Consider the following 16,640-nt stretch of genomic DNA (forward strand, 5'->3'; position numbering starts at 1 on the left):
AGTCCTTTCAGCGAGTTGCGGGCGGGCACAGTTCAGGGCGGGCATGGACGGGGGCACACAGCGGCTCGTGTCCGAGGTGCCAGTGCCACCCGCTCTGTTTCAGCTCGGCGACGGCGAGCCGGCCGATCGTGTCGGGGCCGGCGTTCGGGTGCTCCTCGATGACCGCAGCGACAACAGCGGCCACAGCGTCGGGGATGCTCGACCGATCGGTGCGCGGGTACCTCACGACGACACCTCGACGTACGCCGCCTCAGCCCGCGCCCGTTGCGTCGCCTCGCGTGCTCGCCGGTATTCCTCATTCGGCGTGCCGCGCACCACCGGATCCGAACCGGCGATCAGTGCCCGCATGACGATCGGCTCGTCGCAGCCCGTGCGGACCGCTCGCCGCTGCGCCCGCAACGCAAGCTGATAGCCAGTGATGTCGTCCGGGTCGATGTGGGGGTGGTCGGTCGGCTCGAAGGTGTGCACACCCCGTTCGAGCCGGTTGGATGCGACCTTCCGCCACCGGGCAGCGATGTCCTTCGGCATGATCGGCCACGCGCTCTCGGCGTAGTGCTGCCCGACCGCGAGCCCGGCGAACTCGTACGGAACGCCGACCAGGACCGCCGCCCACATGTTGAGCTGCGCCTCTTGCTCGGTCTCGTTCGACTTGACGACCCGGTCGTCGATCAGGGCGATCTCGTCCAGAAGATCGAGGGTCTCTTTCATGTTCATGCGCTGCTGCCTCCCTCAAGGCGCTCGCGGAGCGCGGCCAGTCCGGCGCGCTGCTGCTGTGACTTGCTCTGCTGAGCCCCGCCGAACGGGACGACAACGCCACCCGTCGGCTCGGGGCGCTCGTTCTCGGCCCACTGCCGCCACCGGCCGCCCCACGCCGCCGCGGTGCGTCCGTCGTCGAGCTGCCGGCGCACGAACTTCCGCGTCACGGCGTCGACCTGGTCGACGGACAAGGGCGGCCGCCCGGCGTCGCGGCGGGCGACCTGCACGGCCTGCACGTCGTCAGGGCTCGGCTCCCAGTCCGGGGCGATCACATCGGCGGCCGGGCGGGGCGCACGGGCGGGCGGCGGGCACTCCTCGGGCGGGGCGTCCTCGGCGTCGGCCGGCGGCTCGTCCCCGAAGTCGAGCGGATCCGGCTGCGGCGGATCCGGCTGCGGCGGGGCGGGCGGGCGGCGCTTCCCGGGTGCGGTGCCGCCGGCGCGCTGCTGCCGCTTCTTCTCGGCGGCTCGTTCCCGGCGCTCCAGCACCTCCGCTCGAGAGGGGTTACCGCTCTCGGCGTAGTCGTGCATGTAGTAGTCGCCGGTCCGGACTGCGGGGCAGCGCGGGCAGGTGTGCCCGTGCTCGTGCCACAGACCAACGGTGATCAGCTTTTTGATCTGCGGGGCGCTGCCGTACATCTTGGCGATCTCGCCGGGCACGTGCCCGTCGGTGAGGTGGCGTGCAACGTACGAGCCGACGCGCGTCCACAGCCCGACGGCGGCGTTCTTCGCGCGCACCATCTTCGGGTGGCTATCTGCCCCATCGTCCACGACGAAGAACGGCATCGGATTCTCCTGATCAGAGCGTGAGTTGCCCGGCCGGAACCGGGGAAGTACGGGGCCTGCGCGTAGCGGCGGGGGTGAGAGGGCGCGGCGGGGCGGTGCACACGTGGTCGACGACGTGCTCGTGCGGGCACTGCGTCGAGAGGGTGTGGCACGTTGCCCACCGCAGGTCGGGCCCGTGCTTCGTGGTGCGCAGGCACCAGTCGAGACGGTTCGGTTCACGAAGCGCCCCGGCGGCCGCCGCGGTGTACCGGGTGTCGTCGGCGGTGACGTCAAGCGCTGCTCGGCGTCCGACGAGCTGCCGGAACACGGGGGACCCGCAGCGGGGGCAGCTCGTACGCCGCGCCTCGCTGCCGGCGGCCGCCGGGGGCCTTGTCATCCCTCGTACTCGACCCGGGAGCCGCGGGCGGCCCGCTTCCGTTCCTGGTGCGCCTCGAACTCGCGCTCGGTCGGCATGTTCCCGAGGGCCTCGGACACCGCGCCCTCGACGTCCCGCGACCCGTGGCCGAGTTCGTCCAAGGTGCCGTCCATCTTGCGGCGGCGCATCATCGCCCGCATGATCTCGGCGATCATCTGCGCCTGCTCGTTGTCCTGCGCGACCTCGGCGAGCGTCACGCGAACCTTCACCTGCGGCTGCTTGTCCTCGCCGTCAGCGTGCCCGGTGTACGCCTTGCTCGTGAGCTCGACGACCGCGAACACGCTCGTACCGGGGTACTCGAAGAGCCCGCGGCGCTGCTCGGCGGTGAGCGCGCCCTGCAGCATTCCGCCGGCCGGGTCTACCTTGATCTCGACCTCGGCGTACTTGTCGATCTTCGGCATGGGTCACTTCCTTCTCTTGCCGGGGTGCTTACGGCGGTGAGCGCGCAGCGCGGCCGCCCGTCGCACGTCTTCGTCGGTGCACTCGTCGCGCCGGTGCCGCTCGGCCCGCAGGACGAGCTGCTGCACGTTGTCGGGGCCGATGGCGTCCTCGGACGGGGCGCCGCAGGCACACGACCAGTCGGCGCAGACCAGGGATTTCGAGCCGTCGAAGCGGACCCGCAGGCCGGGGCCCGGTCGTGGGTTGCCGATCGTCGGCCCGAACCCGGTCATGCCGGCACGCTCTTCTCCGCCGCCCTCTTCGCCCGCCGGTACTCAGACCGGGCCGCGTTGCACGGCGGGCAGGCAGGCACCCCAATGCGCTGGTGGATGATCCAGCCCTCGGGCGTGCCACACGCACCAGTCCACTCCGGGGAGACAGCCGGATCGTCGATCGTGTCGTCATCCCACGCGCCCACCGGCGCCCACTGCAGCTGCACGGCGTTGTTCCGGGCCCGGTTGTAGGCCGAGACACACACCCCGTGGGCACGCGGATCGGCAGCCCACAGGACGTCGTACAGGTCCCGGGTGCGCCGGGCCGTCCGCACCTGCGTCCGTGCAGAGGCGAACAGGTCGGACAGCTGCGGGCGGCCGAGCCGCTGCGCGAGCTGAGCACGCGGCCACCCGGCGGCCCCGAGCGCCTGCAACCGCCGGTGCGTGCCTGTTGCGTCGATCGGCACCACACTGCCGAGGTTGTCGAGGGTCGGCCGAACCTGCAGCACTGCAATGGCGAGTGCGGGACGTACCTTCTCCTGCGGCCCCGTCCCCCGCTCGGGGCGGCCGTTAATGACAGCCTGCAAACGCTTCCGGTCGACCTGCGCGATCTCGGCAACACGGCGCGTCCCGAGCGAGCACTCACGTAGCCGCAGCAGATGCTCACGCACCGGCACCGCGCTCACGAACGGCTGCCACGTGCCGCGTTGAATCGCTACAGCCCGAGCGTGGCGGTACTCAGAGTTTGCCCAGCCGCAGGTGCAACAGCGGCACCCGTCGAGCGTGTACCGCGCGTAGCCGTGCGGGCGAGTGATCGTCGTCATCGTGCGACCTCCGGCCACTCGACCTTGAGCAGCCGGTCGCGCTGCGCCTGCGGCATCCCGAACAGCGGCTGCCCGAGCGCGTCGTGCCCGGCCGCGCGCAGCCACCATCCGTCGCATTGGTCGCCGCCCTTGTCGTCGGCGAACTCGACGCCGGCCGCGAGGTACGCGGCCGCTGCCATGCGCGCCTTGTCGGCGTTGCCGTGGTCGCAGGCGTAGCTCTTGAGCGTCGCCGGGACGACGTACGCGTACGGCACTGCGGCGTCGAGCAGCTCGCCGAGCACGATGCCGTGTACCTTCGCTGTCCGCCCGGCCGCCATGGCGTGAACGGGGAGATCCTCGACGACCGCGAGGTGCGGCCGGTGCTCGGCGAGCGCCGCCCGGATACGGTCACGGATTGCGAGCAGCCGCCGGTCGCCGTCCTTCGCCCGGGTCTTGATCCGGAACGTCGAGCCGTCGGGCAGGCACACCCCGGTCGAGGTGAGCGACAGGTCGAGCCCGATGACCCGCAGACCACCTGGGGTGACCACGCGGTCGGCGAGCGGCGACAGAGCGCCGGGGGCGATCAGACCGGGAACGGCACTCATGCCGGGCCCCCCTTCTCGTCACCGCAGTTCGAGCAGACGAACGTGCCGGCGCCCGTCGGACGGTGCGGGTACGTCATGTGCGCGCAGTGCGGGGAGTCGCACCGCAGGTACCGCACACCGGGCTCCGGGGCGGTGAACCGGGCCGTGCCCGACGGGCGGGCGGTCGGGGCCAGGCGCACAGCCCACGTGATCGCGGCGGCCGAGACGACCACGGCGGCTCCCAGGAACGGCAGGACGTCGGCGCTCATGCGCGGTCACCTGCCGTCGGGAAGAGCGGCCCGTACAGCGCCCACACGAGATCGAGCGGCTGCTCGTCGGTCCCGTCGCCGGTCCGCATCAGCGGCACGCCGGCCTCGGTGTGCCCGCCGGTCCACCACCACCGCAGGTTGCCGGCCGACCCCCACGTGACCGACAGGTCCCAGGCGTGGCCCGTGCCATCCGTCCACACCGCACGGTCGGCGTCGAGGCTGCCGCCCTGCCCGAGCGTCTCCGCACTGTCGTGCTGCGGCTCCGGCTCGGCATCCGGGTGGCACACGGCAGGGCCGTGAGCCTCGATCAGCCGGTCGGCGACGTCCCGCAGCACCTCGGCAGCCGCAGCCCCGCAGAACCCGGGGTACGCCACCGTAAGGCGGCCCTCGCGGGTGAGGGTCACGACGAGCGCGTGCTCGGCGTGGTCGATCAGTTGGATTCGCACGTTGCCCCCATGGGTCGCAGCGGCCATGCCCCGTCGACAACGGCGGCCGGATCGGTCTTGCGGAAATGGGCCTGCAGCCCGGCGGCCTGCTCGGCGGCCCACCCGATCTGCGCGGCGTGCAGCTCGTCGAGGCTGAGCCCCTGCAGGTGATGCACCTGCGCCTTGCGGTGATGCTTGATCCGCTCGGGCCAGTCCATGCGCCGCATGTGCGCGAGCGACCCGATCCGGTACACGATCCGCGCGGACATCAGCGCGTCGTACGAGCAGCCGTGAGCCGCTGTCTCGTCCCACGGCAGTTCGTAGACCTGCGCGAGCGTGATGAGCTGCCGGGCGCCCTGCGTCTCCGACACGCGCTTGCGGTACGGCAACCCCTGCTGATCGAGGACCCGCGAGTCGAGAACCCGCAGCGGCGTCTCGCCGAGCCGGTCGAGCAGCGGCTCGACACCGTGCCGCCGGCACTCGCGGTCGAGCAGCGTCAGGTCGTACGGCACGTTGTGCCCGACGATCGGGTCGCCGAGCCGTACGCGGATCGCGAGCGCCTCAGTGATCTGATCGACGACGTCGTGCGCCGGTTCGCCGTGTTCGCGGGCGTGCTCGGTCGTGATGTGGTGTACGGCGGTTGCCTCGGCCGGGATCTCGATCCCCGGGTCGGCGAGCCATTCGTACGAGTCGGTCTTTCCGCCCCCGCCGAGCCCGAGCACCGCGGCGGTAACGATGCGGTCCTGCTCGACATCGATGCCGGTCGTCTCAAGATCGAACGCCACCATGGGCGTCTTGTGCCACATCAGCGGGCACCCCCGCCCGGCACAGCAGCCTGCGGCCACGTCGGGGCCGGGTACGCGGTCGGCGGCTCCGGGTCCTGGTCGGCCGGCTCGTCCTCGACGAACTCGCCGTCGTACACGCCGTCGTCGTCGGGGCCGTGCTCGTCGTCCTGGTCGCCGACCTCGCCGGTGGTGGTATCGACACCCTTCGCGATGTCCGCGGCGATCGCCTGCAGAGCGCTGCTGAGCTCGGGAGTGCCGTGCCCCGCGGCATACGCCCGCTGATACACGGCGAGCACATCGTCGGCCGTCCGGCACTGCTTGGCGTCGGCCACGTAGTCCGGCACGACCGCGGGTGCCGCCTCGATCGCCGGACGGTCAACGCCGCTCGGGTCCAGCGCGGCCGCCGTCGACAGCGGGCCCGAGAGAGCCTGCCGCAGCGTCGGGAGCGACGGCACGAGCATCACGACCGGGAAGTTCTTCGTCTTGCCCCGTCGCACCGCCGTGCGCTGCTCGATCCACATACGGACCGGCATCAGACCCTTGCCGCCGGTCGCCTGCAGCACCGTGTCGATACCGCCCGCCATGACGTCGGCCGCGTAGTGGCTCTTCGACTCCAGCCGCCACACACCGAGGTCGGGCAGGTCAGGCAGGAACACCCCGATACGGGTCGTCGGCTTGCATACCGACCCCTGTTTGACGTCGTTCTGTTCGTGCCAGTCGGGCCCGAACTGCGCGAGGCAGAGACACGGCTGCCGGGTGAGCTGCTCTGTCTCGCCGTCGCAGCGGCGGGTGCAGCCACCGCCCGACCACAGCTCGTACGCCTGCGACAGCGGGTCACCGGCGGGCAGCACGGCCCGCAGCTCGGTCGCCGTTGTGATCACCCGGTACTGCGCGATCTTCTGGTTCTGCGGTGTCCACTCCTCGACGTCGCCGCCGTACAGGGCGGCGGCCCGCTCGATGTACGCGCGGCTGTGACTGGACAGCACGAACGTCTTCGACTTGACCGGGATCGGCCCCTTCTTGGGGTTCGGGTTCGGCCGGCTGTAACCGGTGCGGATCCGCCCGAGTTCGGCGGCCTGCCGCTTCATGGTGAGGATTCGGCTACCCATGGTCAGGCTGCCTTTCGGTCGGGGGATCCCGGCGCCCAGTCGGGCAGGATCGTCGGGTACGCGCTCGGCGCGGTGTGCAGGTAGCGGGCGGTGCGGGTGGCGGCGAGGAACGCCGCGAACTGCGCCCGGCCCGAGGGGACCTCGATCAGCCGGTGCGACCGCGGTCGCAGATTCAGCAGCCCGGTACGGCGGACCTTGAACGCGGGCACGTCGGAGTCGTCAGGGGCGAGTAGAACCGGCGCGTGGCGCAGCGCAGCGAGCTGCAGTGGCTGCTCGGCGTACACGACCGTGTCCGGCTTCCGCGCGCTCGTCTTGTAGTCGATGAGCCACAGCTGCCGCCGACCGAACGGGCCGGTCGCCAGCCACACCCACGCGTCGCCGGTCCCGGCGTACCCGTAGCGGCGGTGCACGACCGTCGTCTCGATGGCCTCGATGTCCCGGTCGAAGTCGACCCGCCACAGCCGGTAGAACGCGGCAAGTTGGATCGCATACGGCTCGACCTCGGGGTCGGCCGGGTGCGGCGTGTTCAGGACCAGGGCGACCGCACGCTCATGCACGCGGGTCCCGAGATCCTGCGCCCGCTCGGTGTACTGCCGGTGCACGGCGACGAGCTCGCGCCGCAGCGCGGTCGGCTCGGTCCGGGCACGGCGGGCAACCGTGATCGGGTCGGCGATCACGGCGTCGGCCGTGATGCCGGCCGACCAGGGGACGAGTGCCGGTTTCGCGATCGCGCTCAGTGCGTTGGTCACGGAGATGAGATCCGGGCCCCCGGCGGGGTCGCGGTAGTAGCGACCCCGCTCGGTTGCCACAGCGTGGCGAGGATCAGCCACCGGACACCGCCGTCACGTCCCGGCCGCGCCGGGCGCCGGAAAGGAACGCCGCCGCCCGCAGCGCCGGACGAAACGCCGGGGTGGACTCGCCCATGCGCGGCGCCTGGCCGTGGGTGTCCTTCCCCAACTCGGCCGCCGTCGCGGCCGCCCCGATCGGCACCGGCAGAGCTCCCATGGCGGTGAGCGCCGCAGCCAACTTGTCGCGCTCGTTCATGCGGACTCACCGACCGCGGCGTCGGTGTTGAGCAGTTCGACGAGATAGGCGCCGATCACGTGCGACTCGACCTCGACGACCGTGTCGGGGCAGCAGACGTACACCGTTGGGTCTTCGGGGTCGTGCTCTTCGTCGAGGCAGACCGGGGCAATCGCGTTCGGGTGCAGGGAGCCGTCGAGCTCGGTGAAGCACTGCCGCCACATCGGGCGCTGCTTTCCGGTGTCGGCAAGCAGCACCTCACGCGCCGCCAAGCGGGCATTGTCGAGAATGCTCATGCTGCACCGCCCCACTGCACGGCCGGGATGCCGCGCTCGGTGCGGAACTCGGCGATCGCCTTGTCGCAGCAGACCGGCTCGCCCTCGACGCTGTGCTCGTCCTGGTTAGTCGAGTAGTCGGCCGCTTCGTCGGCGGTCAGCACCTCCCACCCGTACCCGCAGTGCGAGCACGTGTGGGTCTCGGTGCAGGTGACCCGCCCGCCGCGCACATGAGGGGCGCGCAGCAGCTCGGCGAGCATCGCCTCGCAGCGCTCCTTGTACGCGGCGTCGATGTCACGGCCCGACCACTGATCGCCGACCGACATGCCGGGCCCGAGGTCGCCGAGCCGCCGGGGGGCGATCGTGAGCTCGAACGGGTCGCCGGTGATCTCGCCGTCGAGGTCGTAGCCGAGGTTCGTGAACCCGAGAGCACTGATCGGGGTGTGGGTGTAGCGGGGGCGGATCTCGATGATCACGCGCCACTCGTCGCGGGTGGTGAGCTTCATGCGGCAGCACTGCCCTTGCGCTCGGCGGCGACGGCAGCCTGTTCGGCCGCCTGTTCCGCCGCATCGGCCTCGGCCACAGCCTTAACCACCGACCACTGGTGCCACGCGTGCTTTGCCCAGTGACCGACCGGCAGCGCCTGCGCCCCGTTCCGCATGAGCTGCTCGGCCAGAGCGAGCCCCCGCTCGCCGTAGAGCGGCGTCCACTTCGGCGCGAACATCACCAGGTCCGAGACGAGCTCTTCGTACGGCAGCCGCTGCTCGGGCAGCATCCGCCGCTCGTCCGGCGTCATCTCCGCCAGGGCGACGAGCCGCTCGTACACGTCGCTGTCACGGTCCGTCGACAGCAGCGCGTCGAGGACGCTCTCGACCACGGACTGCGCGAACGCGTCAAGCATCAGGCGCGAACCGCCGGGAATCGCGCGGGTCCCGACCGGGATCGGAGCGGAAACCATCTTGTCGTCAGGCATGGTGGGACCCCTTCGAGCGGTACGGGCCATAGGTCTTTGCGAGCAGCGCCGGAACCCCCATGCCGACGAGCCGGGCGCGCACGCCGTCGAGCTCGAACCGCACGACGGTCGCGACGCCGGTGTTCGTCATGCGCCGGACGTCCCGGATCCCGAGGGTGGTCGTCCAGCGCACCCAATCGGCGAGGCAGGTGGGGCGGACGACGAGCTGCACCTCGCCGCCGGCGGCCGACGACTCGGCCGGGGTGGGCATCGACTCGAACCGGGCGGTCGCGGTGTCGGCGAGCGCCTTCGCTTTGCGGCACTGAACGGCGAGGGCGACGGCGGCCGGGCTCGGGGTAGGGCGACCGCGGCCGGGGGCCGTGAACGGTTCGGTGATCGTCACGGCGTCACCTCGTCGTCGTCCTGCATGATTCGGGCGAGCAGCGCGGCCTCGCCGCCCGGACCGGTGAGACGGTCCAGCAGCGACCCGGGCGCGGGACACAGGCAGTCGGGGGATGCGGGGTGACGGCACGGTGCCGGGTGCGGGGGGTGTACCTCGTCGTCGGGCTCGTCGCTCGTTGACCAGCCAACCGGGGCAAGCGTTGTCACGGTCGGGCAGGGCCACGGCTCGCCGTCGGTCTCGCAGTGCGGCGAGTCCGCGTACTTCCCGTGGGAGTTCAGCGTGTGGGCTACGGCCGTCTCCAGCTCGGCAATCCGGTTGCGCAGCTCTGCCGCCTCGATCTCCGCGTCCAGCAGACGGCGTAGGACCGGAGCCACCCGCTCGCCCATGTAGGACGAGAGGTTCATGCAGTACAGGTCATCCCGCGACGGGTGCTCGTGGTTACGGATGTTCGCAACCGACTCGGCGAACACACCGATCAGCTTGTCTGTCGCGGGCCTCACCTCGCCGATCTGCACGGCGATCGCCTTACGCTGCTCCGGCGTCATCGAGGCGTTCACAGGGCACCGCCAGCCGTACGCAGTGCGGCGAGGACGTCCTCACCCGACACGACCGGCACGTGCACGAGGATCCGCACCGTCGTCCCGCTCAGGCGCATGGGCGTCTCGGTGTGCAGCGTCCACAGTGACGCTCCGCTGATCTCGACGCCCCGGCGGACCTCGCCGCCGAGCGCGTACATCCACTGTGCGAGGTCGTCGACGTCGGCGAGCGTGACGTGCACGGCGTCCGGACGGGCGACCATCGTCGGCGCAGGAAGCGCCATGTTGTCGAGCAGCGTCTGCACGGCGAGACGGTTATCACTCGTGATCGCGTAGGTGTCGGGCTGGGGAGGTTCGATAGGCTGCGCGCTCAAGGCGATCGGCCCTTTCTGTCAGTCGGGTTGGTCGTCGGGGGGTCGCTCAGGCCGGGAAGTCGGAGCGGCCCCGCCGTGTTTACGCGGCGGTCTGGTCCTCGGTGGGCTCGGCGGTGGTACGGCCGGCCGGGCGGGTCAGGATTCGCCGGACATCGGCGATCGCGTCCTCGGGGAGGGCCGGAGCCTCAGCGACCCGGGCGTGAATCGCCTCGATCACGTCGGTGCCGAGCAGCCTCCGGCGCTCCTCGCGGCGGGTCACGCCGGCACGCTTTCGGTGTCGGCGTCGGTGCGTTGCATGAGGTCTTCGACCTGCACGCCGTACGCCTCGGCGAGGCGGAGAGCTGAATTCAAGTCAGGCTGTGACTGGCCCGACACGATGCGGTGTACGGAGGATTCGGCGATTCCGGTGCGCCGGTGGATGGCGGCTCTGGTGGTGTCGCCGTGCGCGGCTGCGATCTCCCACAGCCTGGTGATGCGCAGTCGGTACATGGCTCCTCCTTCGAATGCAGGTAGGAGGGGGTTTCTCCCTGGCAAGGGAGACTCTGCCACACTTCTCCCTCCCTAGCAAGGAAGGTTCGAACCCGGAATACGCCGCCTTGCGTCCGAATGTAAGTTCGAACGATTGAATATGCAGGTAGAACGCGTGCGAGTGGCCGACATCGCATCCTTGCTAGGGAGGGATTTTGTGGATACTCCCTAGCTAGGGAAGTAGGGTTCTGGCCATGACAGACACCCCCACGCGTGCGCAGCGATTCGCTGCCGTCGTAGTGCCAGCCGCCGAACGCGCCGGATACACCGGCCGCGGTGCTGGTGCTCGACTCGCCAGAGATTCCGGTATGTCCGAAAGCAGCGTGTCCCGCATGCTCAACGGGCAGGCAGTGCCCGAAATGGTCTTCTGGGCACCGCTCGCAAAAGTGCTGGATATCGAGCTGATCGACCTGCTCACAGCCATGGGAATCCCACGCGATGCGCTTCGGGCACTGTCCGAAACTGACCGCTCACAGGTAGGCTCGCGATCACTCTCGCCCGAAGAGATGGCAACTCGGGTGGGCATCAGCGATCCCGTAGGCGTAGAAATGCTCATTGCAACTATCGAGCGGCTCAAGCGCTTCGAAGAGCACAATGATCAGCCCGGCGACGAGCGCGGGGGCACAGCAGCACAGATGTAACGGGGGCTACATGGAACTGAACGCCGGATCCCGGGCCACCGCGGCAGGCGCCGCGCTCATCACGAGCGCGGGCCTATCGGTCGTCATCTACGGGATCATCGCCGATGACCTGCCACGCACCATCGGCGGCGCCATCTTCACCATGACCGCTCTCACCCTCATCGCTCTCGTACTGATCCGCCGCTGGGTCACCAGAGCCGACGGAGAGAGATCGCGCCTCGGTGACGCCGTACGCGACGCCGACACCGAGCGCATGCGTTACGTTGCGGCACAAGCAGCCCTCGAGGTCGAGCGCGGCCGCCTGCAAAGGGACATAGCAGCAGAACGCCAACGGATGACCGCGACCCTCGACGCGGAACGCGCCACCCTGACCGAACGCTTCGAAGAGGACCGCGCCAAGCTGGTCTGCGAGACCATCGAGAACACGTTCCACATGTTCCGCGACGGCAAATTCGCACCCACCGAGCACGAGTACGCGCAGATCATCGGGTTTCCACGTCCAGCGCATCAGCGCGCTGCGGAGGAACCGACACGGGGCCGCGGCGCCACCCGCGGATGAACCCCTCCTCGCCGTAGAACGTCAACTGCACGCGCCCCGGCTCGATCTTTCGGATTCCCGACGTCCGCGCCTTCATGAGCCTGATGTTCACCACAGCCCGCAGCACGGCACGGCGCTGCTCAATCGTCATGTCCTCCCAGATTGCGTCAACGTTCGGCCGGCCGATGATGCCGCGCAACAGCGGCGGCACGTTCACAGCCTCTGCCTGTACCCGCGCTTCTTCGATCTTCGGCGTAAGCGTCGCCTCCAGCGCGGCGAGGGACTGGATCGACAACACCGGCTGACCGTCCGGCCCGAACTCGGCCGCCTTCAACCGGGCGGCGTCGAGCTGCGCCTGCATCTGCTTGTGCCGCAACCGCGCCGCCGCGGTGCGCTTCTGGTCGTCGGTTGACGAGAACGCCGCCGCGGCCGCCTTCGACTCCAAGAACTCGATCACGGCCTCTTCGACGTACGCGTCCAACTTCGCCTCGGACATCGACACGTCGAACGCCTCGGAGCACTGGTAGCTCTTGATGCCGCGGTTGTTCAGGATCTTCAGGTGTGGGGCCGTCTCGCAGACACCACAGCGGGCGATGCCCGACAGGAGGTGTACCACGGCCCACGATTTCGTGGTGAGGCGCTCCGGTGCGCTGATGATCTGCTGCACCGCATCGAACAGCTCATCCTCGACGAGCGCTGGCCACGTCGCCTTCCCCACGTCGATGCCCTGATGAATGCGCCGCCCCTTGTACCCGACGTTCCGCAGCAGCGAGACGAGATGGTGCTGCTCCCACCGGATGCCCGGCAGCCGTTCCCCGCCGGCGCGCAGATTCTGCAGGATCGAGTACTCGCTCTCGCCGGCCGCGACGCGTTCGAAGATCTTTTGCACGATTTTCGAGCGCTCGGGGTGCGGGTACTGCTCGACCAGGTCACCCGTGTCCGGGTCGTATCGCCGGGCGTACCCCCACAGGATCCGACCGTGCGGACCGCCCGCTTTCGCGTTCAGGCGTACGGTGCGCAAGTTGCGGTCTCGGATGCCCTCGGCCTCATCCTCCGCCTGCAGGGCGTCCTGTGCGGTCGCCTTACGGTCGCTGCGCTTACTCAGGTCGTAGACGGTGCCGTTGTAGCAGAGCAACACTCCCGCAGCCATGCACACGTTGCGCAGCCGTACGTAGACCTCAAGATCGCGGTAGTACCGGGACGCCTCCCACGCAACGAGGATGCGGCAGTCGCCGGACTCGATCCCCTCGATCATCTCCTCGAACTCTTCGCGCTCGCGCTTCGCGTAGCGAGAGGCGGAACGGCCGATGTCGGAGAACTCGCGTTTGATCGGCCATCCGTTTTCGAGGCAGAGCTCACGCCCTTCGTTGAGTTGGTCGCCGACGCTGCTCCCCTTCTTCTTGGGGTCGCGTGAGTTGCGGCCGTAGAGGTAGGCGTCGAAGGGGCCCGTGTACAAGAGGGCGAGATGCTCCGGTGCGATCGGCATGAGGAGATGCTACGCGTACCCACCCCCCTACGACAGGTTGTCGGGCGCCAACCTGTCGATTCTGCTCTTCCTCCTCATCGGTCCACCCGGTACGGCACTGCACAGCGAACGCCGTGGCCTGGCTCCCCGGCTGGGCATCTCACTGCGTATGACCGCCCTCGCAGGTGGCGGGGTCGCGCTCGTCTTCGTGATCGTCTGCCGTCCCGAGCCAAGTGTCCTGCGTGCGGCTGTCTGCGGTCTGATCACACTGCTCGCCATCGGGACGGGCAGGCGCAGATCGCTGATTCCCGCTCTGGCCGCGGCCGTTCTGCTCCTGGTGCTGTACGACCCGTGGCTGGCCCGCAGCTATGGCTTCCTGCTGTCCGTGCTCGCCACCGGGGCACTTCTCACTCTCGCGCCGAGGTGGAGCGGCGCTCTTCAGCGGCACCGGGTCCCGGGACGGCTTGCCGAGGTACTGGCAGCCGCAGGAGCTGCTCAGGCAGTCTGCGCACCCGTGGTCGTGGTCCTCGCGTCGCGGGTCAGTCTGGTGGCGATTCCATGCAACCTGCTCGCCGAGTTCGCGGTGGCGCCCGCGACCGTCCTGGGTTTCGCCGTGCTCGCCGTGGCCCCCGTCTCCATGCCGGTGGCGCAAGTGCTGGCGGAGATCGCCGGCTGGCCGGTCGGATGGATCGCGTCCGTGGCCCGTACCGGCGCCGCGCTCCCCGGAGCGGAACTCGACTGGCCGGGTGGCTGGCGCGGTGCGGTTCTCCTGGCCTTTCTCACGCTCCTGCTGGTGCTGTCGGCCCGCCACCTGGCCCACCGCCCCTGGGTCTGTTCCGTGGCAGCGCTCCTGCTGGTGCTCGCGGTGTTGAGACCGGTCCCCCTCACCCGGCTCATGACGGGGTGGCCGCCACCGGGCTGGGCCTTCGCGCTCTGCGACGTAGGACAGGGGGACGCGATGGTGCTCGCTGCCGGAGACGGCGCGGGAGTGGTCGTGGACACCGGCCCCGAACCCCGCCTGGTGGGCCGGTGCCTGCGCGATCTGGGCATCACCCGGGTACCTCTTCTCCTGCTGACCCACTTCCACGCCGATCACGTGCGCGGTCTGCCCGGAGTGCTGAAGGGCCGTGAGGTCGGTGCGATCCAGACCACGTCCCTCGAAGAACCCCCGGAGCAGGCGGCCTTCGTGAGGAGAACAGCCGCGGCGGCGAGTGTCCCGCTGGTCCGGGCCGTTCCTGGGGAGCGGCGCCGGACAGGCCCTCTCGACTGGCAGGTGCTCTGGCCCGCGGCCGGCGCGACGGGGACGGCAGCGGCCTACGCCACCGAGGAACCCAACGATTCCAGCGTCACACTCCTCGTCCGGTCCGGCGGGCTGACCCTGTTGCTCCTGGGTGACCTGGAGCCCCCGGCTCAGCAAGGGGTGCTGCGGAGCCATCCGGCACTGCCCCGGGTGGACGTGCTCAAGGTCGCGCACCACGGATCCGCCCACCAGGACGCCGCACTTCTGCGCAGTACCCGTCCGAGGCTCGCGCTGATCAGCTGCGGCACCGACAATCCGTACGGTCATCCGGCGGCCCGCACGGTCGAAGCACTCGAGGCGTCGGGAGCGAAGGTCCTGCGCACCGATGTCCATGGTGCGATCGCGGTGGCGGGCACCGGCTCGGGGCTACGGGCGGCGGGCAGGTCATGAACGCGGCGTACGCACGGTGCCGTATTCCGCTGCCAGGAGGCTCCCTGCTGCCGCGGCGGGACCCGCCGTCAGACCAGCCAGGTGCCGTCGAGCATCAGCTCGCGCCCCGCCAGCTCGTTCTCCTCACGCCATGCCTTCACGGTGTACGGCGTGACGCGCAGGTACACCCATGCGGAGCGGCCCCGCGGGTCCCAGGCGAGCTTCGCGGCGAACGTGTCCCCCGACTCGGCGGGAAGGTCCGTCCCCTCCACGATCTCGGCCGTTCCCTCGATCAGCACCACATCGCGGGTGTGCCCGAGAGTGACCCTGATCTGTCCGGACGGAGTCACGTTGACGGCCGTCGGATTGGTCCGCCGGGTGGCCAGCAGCAGCGTGCCCCGGTCCCATACGAACGACAACGGCACCAGGCACGGAACACCGTCGGCAGAGGCCGTCGCCACCCATACGTCCTCGTCCTTCTCCAGACGGTCGAGCACATCCTGCTTGCGCTGTTCCGGGCCGCGTACCGGTTCTCGCTCCGTCATGGCCCACACGCTAGCCAGCGGCTGAGGCAGCCGCATCCGTCGACGGTCCTAGGACCAGAGGAGCGTGGCGCCGTCCGTGGCGCCGCGACAGACTTACCGCATGAACGAGGAAGCGCAGCAACCGGCCTCCACGCCTGCCTGGGTGGACGCCTATCTGGAACGCATCGGTGCGGCCCGTCCCGTCCGTGCCGATGCTGCGGCACTGCGCGAGCTGCAACTCCGCCACCTGAAGACCGTGCCCTTCGAGAACCTCTCCCTCCATCTCGCCGAGGACATCGCCCTGGAGGAGGAGAAGCTCGTCGAAAAGATCGTGACGGACCACCGGGGCGGCTTCTGTTACGAACTCAACGGCGCCTTCGCCGCACTGCTGCGCGAACTCGGCTTCCGCGTCACCCTGCTCCAGGCACGGACCTTCGGCGACGGCGGGCGTCTCGGTATCCCGTACGACCACGTGGCACTGCACGTGGAGACCGACGACACCACCGGCCCGTGGCTCGCCGATGTCGGATTCGGCGACCACGCCCTGCACCCGCTCGAGCTGGACGCGCGCACGGAACAGCACGATCCCTGCGGAAGATTCCGCTTCCGGGAGGCGCCACAGGGGGACCTGGACCTGCTGCGCGACGGTTCGCGGCAGTTTCGCCTGGATCCGCGCCCACGGGTACTGGCCGACTTCCGGGCCGGTTCCTGGTACCACCGCACCTCGCCGGACTCCCATTTCACCCGGTCACTCATCTGCTCCCGGCGTACCGGGGACGGCCGGGTGACCCTCAGTGGCCGCACCCTGATCACGACTGTGCAGGGCGAGCGGCACGAGACCGAGTTGGGCGACGACGCCGAAGTGCTGGCCGTCTACCGCGACCACTTCGGCCTGGCGCTCACCCGCCTGCCCGCGGTGCGCCCGGGCCTGGCGGTGTGACGCGCGGCACGGACCATGAGGTATGTGTGGGACCCACGCGCCGGGACCCGGTCGATCCGGGCTCTCGCTCCCACCTCCGCGCGACGGCACTCAGCAGGGCGCGGCACGGACCATGAGGTATGTGTGGGACCCACGCGCCGGGACCCGGTCGATCCGGGCTCTCGCTCCCACCTCCGCGCGACGGCACTCAGCAG

The 16,640-nt window shown here is 70.0% G+C and carries 27 protein-coding genes and 1 pseudogene; 4 read left to right on the plus strand and 24 right to left on the minus strand.

Translation table 11 applies throughout. From position 1 onward, the window contains the following. Positions 1-7 precede the first annotated feature (7 nt). The 22 genes from ACF1FZ_RS28330 to ACF1FZ_RS28435 all read right to left on the minus strand — a co-directional run bounded on the left by ACF1FZ_RS28330 (position 8) and on the right by ACF1FZ_RS28435 (position 10,630). Positions 8-184: a hypothetical protein gene (locus tag ACF1FZ_RS28330; protein ID WP_391776226.1), complete on the minus strand. Its 177-nt coding sequence runs from the start codon at positions 182-184 to the stop codon at positions 8-10. Between the two features lie 38 nt (positions 185-222). Next, positions 223-714, minus strand: a complete 492-nt coding sequence (locus tag ACF1FZ_RS28335) for a hypothetical protein (RefSeq protein ID WP_391776227.1) — start codon at positions 712-714, stop codon at positions 223-225. Then, positions 711-1,538, minus strand: a complete 828-nt coding sequence (locus tag ACF1FZ_RS28340) for a hypothetical protein (RefSeq protein WP_391776228.1) — start codon at positions 1,536-1,538, stop codon at positions 711-713. Before ACF1FZ_RS28340 ends, ACF1FZ_RS28335 begins: the two co-directional genes overlap by 4 nt. Before the next feature lie 13 nt (positions 1,539-1,551). Continuing rightward, positions 1,552-1,914, minus strand: coding sequence for a hypothetical protein (locus tag ACF1FZ_RS28345; RefSeq protein WP_391776229.1), 363 nt, complete (start codon positions 1,912-1,914; stop codon positions 1,552-1,554). Beyond that, positions 1,911-2,354, minus strand: coding sequence for a hypothetical protein (locus ACF1FZ_RS28350; RefSeq protein WP_391776230.1), 444 nt, complete (start codon positions 2,352-2,354; stop codon positions 1,911-1,913). Before ACF1FZ_RS28350 ends, ACF1FZ_RS28345 begins: the two co-directional genes overlap by 4 nt. Positions 2,355-2,357: 3 nt before the next feature. Then, complete coding sequence (locus ACF1FZ_RS28355; protein WP_391776231.1) at positions 2,358-2,624, minus strand: hypothetical protein; 267 nt, start codon at positions 2,622-2,624, stop codon at positions 2,358-2,360. Continuing rightward, positions 2,621-3,427, minus strand: a complete 807-nt coding sequence (locus tag ACF1FZ_RS28360) for a hypothetical protein (protein WP_391776232.1) — start codon at positions 3,425-3,427, stop codon at positions 2,621-2,623. The genes ACF1FZ_RS28355 and ACF1FZ_RS28360 overlap by 4 nt, the downstream gene beginning before the upstream one ends. After that, positions 3,424-4,011 (minus strand): hypothetical protein, encoded by a 588-nt coding sequence (locus ACF1FZ_RS28365; RefSeq protein WP_391776233.1) that lies wholly within the window; start codon positions 4,009-4,011, stop codon positions 3,424-3,426. The genes ACF1FZ_RS28360 and ACF1FZ_RS28365 overlap by 4 nt, the downstream gene beginning before the upstream one ends. Further along, positions 4,008-4,259: a hypothetical protein gene (locus tag ACF1FZ_RS28370; protein ID WP_391776234.1), complete on the minus strand. Its 252-nt coding sequence runs from the start codon at positions 4,257-4,259 to the stop codon at positions 4,008-4,010. The genes ACF1FZ_RS28365 and ACF1FZ_RS28370 overlap by 4 nt, the downstream gene beginning before the upstream one ends. After that, positions 4,256-4,705, minus strand: a complete 450-nt coding sequence (locus ACF1FZ_RS28375) for a phiSA1p31-related protein (protein ID WP_391776235.1) — start codon at positions 4,703-4,705, stop codon at positions 4,256-4,258. The genes ACF1FZ_RS28370 and ACF1FZ_RS28375 overlap by 4 nt, the downstream gene beginning before the upstream one ends. Then, positions 4,690-5,493 carry an exonuclease domain-containing protein gene (locus tag ACF1FZ_RS28380; RefSeq protein ID WP_391776290.1) on the minus strand — a complete coding sequence of 268 codons (804 nt, stop codon included), beginning with the start codon at positions 5,491-5,493 and terminating at the stop codon, positions 4,690-4,692. The genes ACF1FZ_RS28375 and ACF1FZ_RS28380 overlap by 16 nt, the downstream gene beginning before the upstream one ends. Beyond that, the gene (locus tag ACF1FZ_RS28385) at positions 5,490-6,578 is read right to left on the minus strand and encodes a hypothetical protein (protein ID WP_391776236.1); all 1,089 of its coding nucleotides are present in this window, start codon (positions 6,576-6,578) and stop codon (positions 5,490-5,492) included. Before ACF1FZ_RS28385 ends, ACF1FZ_RS28380 begins: the two co-directional genes overlap by 4 nt. Positions 6,579-6,580: 2 nt before the next feature. Continuing rightward, complete coding sequence (locus ACF1FZ_RS28390) at positions 6,581-7,387, minus strand: hypothetical protein (protein ID WP_391776237.1); 807 nt, start codon at positions 7,385-7,387, stop codon at positions 6,581-6,583. A 13-nt stretch (positions 7,388-7,400) separates the two neighbouring features. After that, on the minus strand, positions 7,401-7,622 hold the full coding sequence (locus ACF1FZ_RS28395; RefSeq protein ID WP_391776238.1) for a hypothetical protein: 222 nt from the start codon (positions 7,620-7,622) through the stop codon (positions 7,401-7,403). After that, positions 7,619-7,897: a hypothetical protein gene (locus ACF1FZ_RS28400; RefSeq protein ID WP_391776239.1), complete on the minus strand. Its 279-nt coding sequence runs from the start codon at positions 7,895-7,897 to the stop codon at positions 7,619-7,621. Before ACF1FZ_RS28400 ends, ACF1FZ_RS28395 begins: the two co-directional genes overlap by 4 nt. Then, positions 7,894-8,382, minus strand: a complete 489-nt coding sequence (locus ACF1FZ_RS28405) for a hypothetical protein (protein WP_391776240.1) — start codon at positions 8,380-8,382, stop codon at positions 7,894-7,896. The genes ACF1FZ_RS28400 and ACF1FZ_RS28405 overlap by 4 nt, the downstream gene beginning before the upstream one ends. Next, positions 8,379-8,849, minus strand: a complete 471-nt coding sequence (locus ACF1FZ_RS28410) for a hypothetical protein (RefSeq protein WP_391776241.1) — start codon at positions 8,847-8,849, stop codon at positions 8,379-8,381. The genes ACF1FZ_RS28405 and ACF1FZ_RS28410 overlap by 4 nt, the downstream gene beginning before the upstream one ends. After that, positions 8,842-9,231: a hypothetical protein gene (locus tag ACF1FZ_RS28415; protein ID WP_391776242.1), complete on the minus strand. Its 390-nt coding sequence runs from the start codon at positions 9,229-9,231 to the stop codon at positions 8,842-8,844. Before ACF1FZ_RS28415 ends, ACF1FZ_RS28410 begins: the two co-directional genes overlap by 8 nt. Beyond that, on the minus strand, positions 9,228-9,776 hold the full coding sequence (locus ACF1FZ_RS28420) for a hypothetical protein (RefSeq protein WP_391776243.1): 549 nt from the start codon (positions 9,774-9,776) through the stop codon (positions 9,228-9,230). The genes ACF1FZ_RS28415 and ACF1FZ_RS28420 overlap by 4 nt, the downstream gene beginning before the upstream one ends. A gap of 8 nt (positions 9,777-9,784) precedes the next feature. Further along, positions 9,785-10,141 carry a hypothetical protein gene (locus ACF1FZ_RS28425; protein WP_391776244.1) on the minus strand — a complete coding sequence of 119 codons (357 nt, stop codon included), beginning with the start codon at positions 10,139-10,141 and terminating at the stop codon, positions 9,785-9,787. Positions 10,142-10,220: 79 nt separating this feature from the next. Beyond that, positions 10,221-10,400, minus strand: coding sequence for a hypothetical protein (locus ACF1FZ_RS28430; protein WP_391776245.1), 180 nt, complete (start codon positions 10,398-10,400; stop codon positions 10,221-10,223). Then, positions 10,397-10,630, minus strand: coding sequence for a helix-turn-helix domain-containing protein (locus ACF1FZ_RS28435; protein ID WP_391776246.1), 234 nt, complete (start codon positions 10,628-10,630; stop codon positions 10,397-10,399). Before ACF1FZ_RS28435 ends, ACF1FZ_RS28430 begins: the two co-directional genes overlap by 4 nt. 233 nt (positions 10,631-10,863) lie before the next feature. On the opposite strand from ACF1FZ_RS28435, the gene ACF1FZ_RS28440 reads away from it, so the two are divergent. Then, a complete protein-coding gene (locus ACF1FZ_RS28440; protein ID WP_391776247.1) occupies positions 10,864-11,310 on the plus strand; it encodes a multiprotein-bridging factor 1 family protein in 447 nt (148 codons plus the stop codon). A gap of 10 nt (positions 11,311-11,320) precedes the next feature. Beyond that, positions 11,321-11,869, plus strand: coding sequence for a hypothetical protein (locus ACF1FZ_RS28445; protein WP_391776248.1), 549 nt, complete (start codon positions 11,321-11,323; stop codon positions 11,867-11,869). Here the strand turns inward: ACF1FZ_RS28445 and ACF1FZ_RS28450 are convergent. Then, complete coding sequence (locus ACF1FZ_RS28450; protein WP_391776249.1) at positions 11,793-13,334, minus strand: recombinase family protein; 1,542 nt, start codon at positions 13,332-13,334, stop codon at positions 11,793-11,795. The genes ACF1FZ_RS28445 and ACF1FZ_RS28450 overlap by 77 nt on opposite strands. A 37-nt stretch (positions 13,335-13,371) precedes the next feature. Between ACF1FZ_RS28450 and ACF1FZ_RS28455 the strand changes: the two are divergent. After that, positions 13,372-15,003 (plus strand): annotated as a pseudogene (locus tag ACF1FZ_RS28455) (ComEC/Rec2 family competence protein); the annotation flags it as partial. A 68-nt stretch (positions 15,004-15,071) separates the two neighbouring features. On the opposite strand, the gene ACF1FZ_RS28460 reads toward ACF1FZ_RS28455, so the two are convergent. Further along, positions 15,072-15,527, minus strand: a complete 456-nt coding sequence (locus ACF1FZ_RS28460; protein ID WP_391776250.1) for a pyridoxamine 5'-phosphate oxidase family protein — start codon at positions 15,525-15,527, stop codon at positions 15,072-15,074. A gap of 100 nt (positions 15,528-15,627) precedes the next feature. On the opposite strand from ACF1FZ_RS28460, the gene ACF1FZ_RS28465 reads away from it, so the two are divergent. Further along, positions 15,628-16,446, plus strand: a complete 819-nt coding sequence (locus ACF1FZ_RS28465) for an arylamine N-acetyltransferase (protein WP_391776251.1) — start codon at positions 15,628-15,630, stop codon at positions 16,444-16,446. The last annotated feature ends 194 nt before the right edge of the window (positions 16,447-16,640 follow it).

It is taken from the genome of Streptomyces sp. NPDC014623 (genome assembly GCF_043088245.1).
Taxonomy (GTDB): domain Bacteria; phylum Actinomycetota; class Actinomycetes; order Streptomycetales; family Streptomycetaceae; genus Streptomyces.

Excerpts from the sequence above, each read along its gene's own strand:
- ACF1FZ_RS28435 (WP_391776246.1), bottom strand. The coding sequence starts at position 10,630 with ATGTACCGACTGCGCATCACCAGGCTGTGGGAGATCGCAGCCGCGCAC.
- ACF1FZ_RS28340 (WP_391776228.1), bottom strand. The coding sequence starts at position 1,538 with ATGCCGTTCTTCGTCGTGGACGATGGGGCAGATAGCCACCCGAAGATG.
- ACF1FZ_RS28410 (WP_391776241.1), bottom strand. The coding sequence starts at position 8,849 with ATGCCTGACGACAAGATGGTTTCCGCTCCGATCCCGGTCGGGACCCGC.
- ACF1FZ_RS28445 (WP_391776248.1), top strand. The coding sequence starts at position 11,321 with ATGGAACTGAACGCCGGATCCCGGGCCACCGCGGCAGGCGCCGCGCTC.
- ACF1FZ_RS28355 (WP_391776231.1), bottom strand. The coding sequence starts at position 2,624 with ATGACCGGGTTCGGGCCGACGATCGGCAACCCACGACCGGGCCCCGGC.
- ACF1FZ_RS28345 (WP_391776229.1), bottom strand. The coding sequence starts at position 1,914 with ATGACAAGGCCCCCGGCGGCCGCCGGCAGCGAGGCGCGGCGTACGAGC.
- ACF1FZ_RS28465 (WP_391776251.1), top strand. The coding sequence starts at position 15,628 with ATGAACGAGGAAGCGCAGCAACCGGCCTCCACGCCTGCCTGGGTGGAC.
- ACF1FZ_RS28360 (WP_391776232.1), bottom strand. The coding sequence starts at position 3,427 with ATGACGACGATCACTCGCCCGCACGGCTACGCGCGGTACACGCTCGAC.
- ACF1FZ_RS28365 (WP_391776233.1), bottom strand. The coding sequence starts at position 4,011 with ATGAGTGCCGTTCCCGGTCTGATCGCCCCCGGCGCTCTGTCGCCGCTC.
- ACF1FZ_RS28350 (WP_391776230.1), bottom strand. The coding sequence starts at position 2,354 with ATGCCGAAGATCGACAAGTACGCCGAGGTCGAGATCAAGGTAGACCCG.
- ACF1FZ_RS28405 (WP_391776240.1), bottom strand. The coding sequence starts at position 8,382 with ATGAAGCTCACCACCCGCGACGAGTGGCGCGTGATCATCGAGATCCGC.
- ACF1FZ_RS28400 (WP_391776239.1), bottom strand. The coding sequence starts at position 7,897 with ATGAGCATTCTCGACAATGCCCGCTTGGCGGCGCGTGAGGTGCTGCTT.
- ACF1FZ_RS28450 (WP_391776249.1), bottom strand. The coding sequence starts at position 13,334 with ATGCCGATCGCACCGGAGCATCTCGCCCTCTTGTACACGGGCCCCTTC.
- ACF1FZ_RS28440 (WP_391776247.1), top strand. The coding sequence starts at position 10,864 with ATGACAGACACCCCCACGCGTGCGCAGCGATTCGCTGCCGTCGTAGTG.
- ACF1FZ_RS28370 (WP_391776234.1), bottom strand. The coding sequence starts at position 4,259 with ATGAGCGCCGACGTCCTGCCGTTCCTGGGAGCCGCCGTGGTCGTCTCG.
- ACF1FZ_RS28385 (WP_391776236.1), bottom strand. The coding sequence starts at position 6,578 with ATGGGTAGCCGAATCCTCACCATGAAGCGGCAGGCCGCCGAACTCGGG.
- ACF1FZ_RS28460 (WP_391776250.1), bottom strand. The coding sequence starts at position 15,527 with ATGACGGAGCGAGAACCGGTACGCGGCCCGGAACAGCGCAAGCAGGAT.
- ACF1FZ_RS28420 (WP_391776243.1), bottom strand. The coding sequence starts at position 9,776 with ATGACGCCGGAGCAGCGTAAGGCGATCGCCGTGCAGATCGGCGAGGTG.
- ACF1FZ_RS28395 (WP_391776238.1), bottom strand. The coding sequence starts at position 7,622 with ATGAACGAGCGCGACAAGTTGGCTGCGGCGCTCACCGCCATGGGAGCT.
- ACF1FZ_RS28335 (WP_391776227.1), bottom strand. The coding sequence starts at position 714 with ATGAACATGAAAGAGACCCTCGATCTTCTGGACGAGATCGCCCTGATC.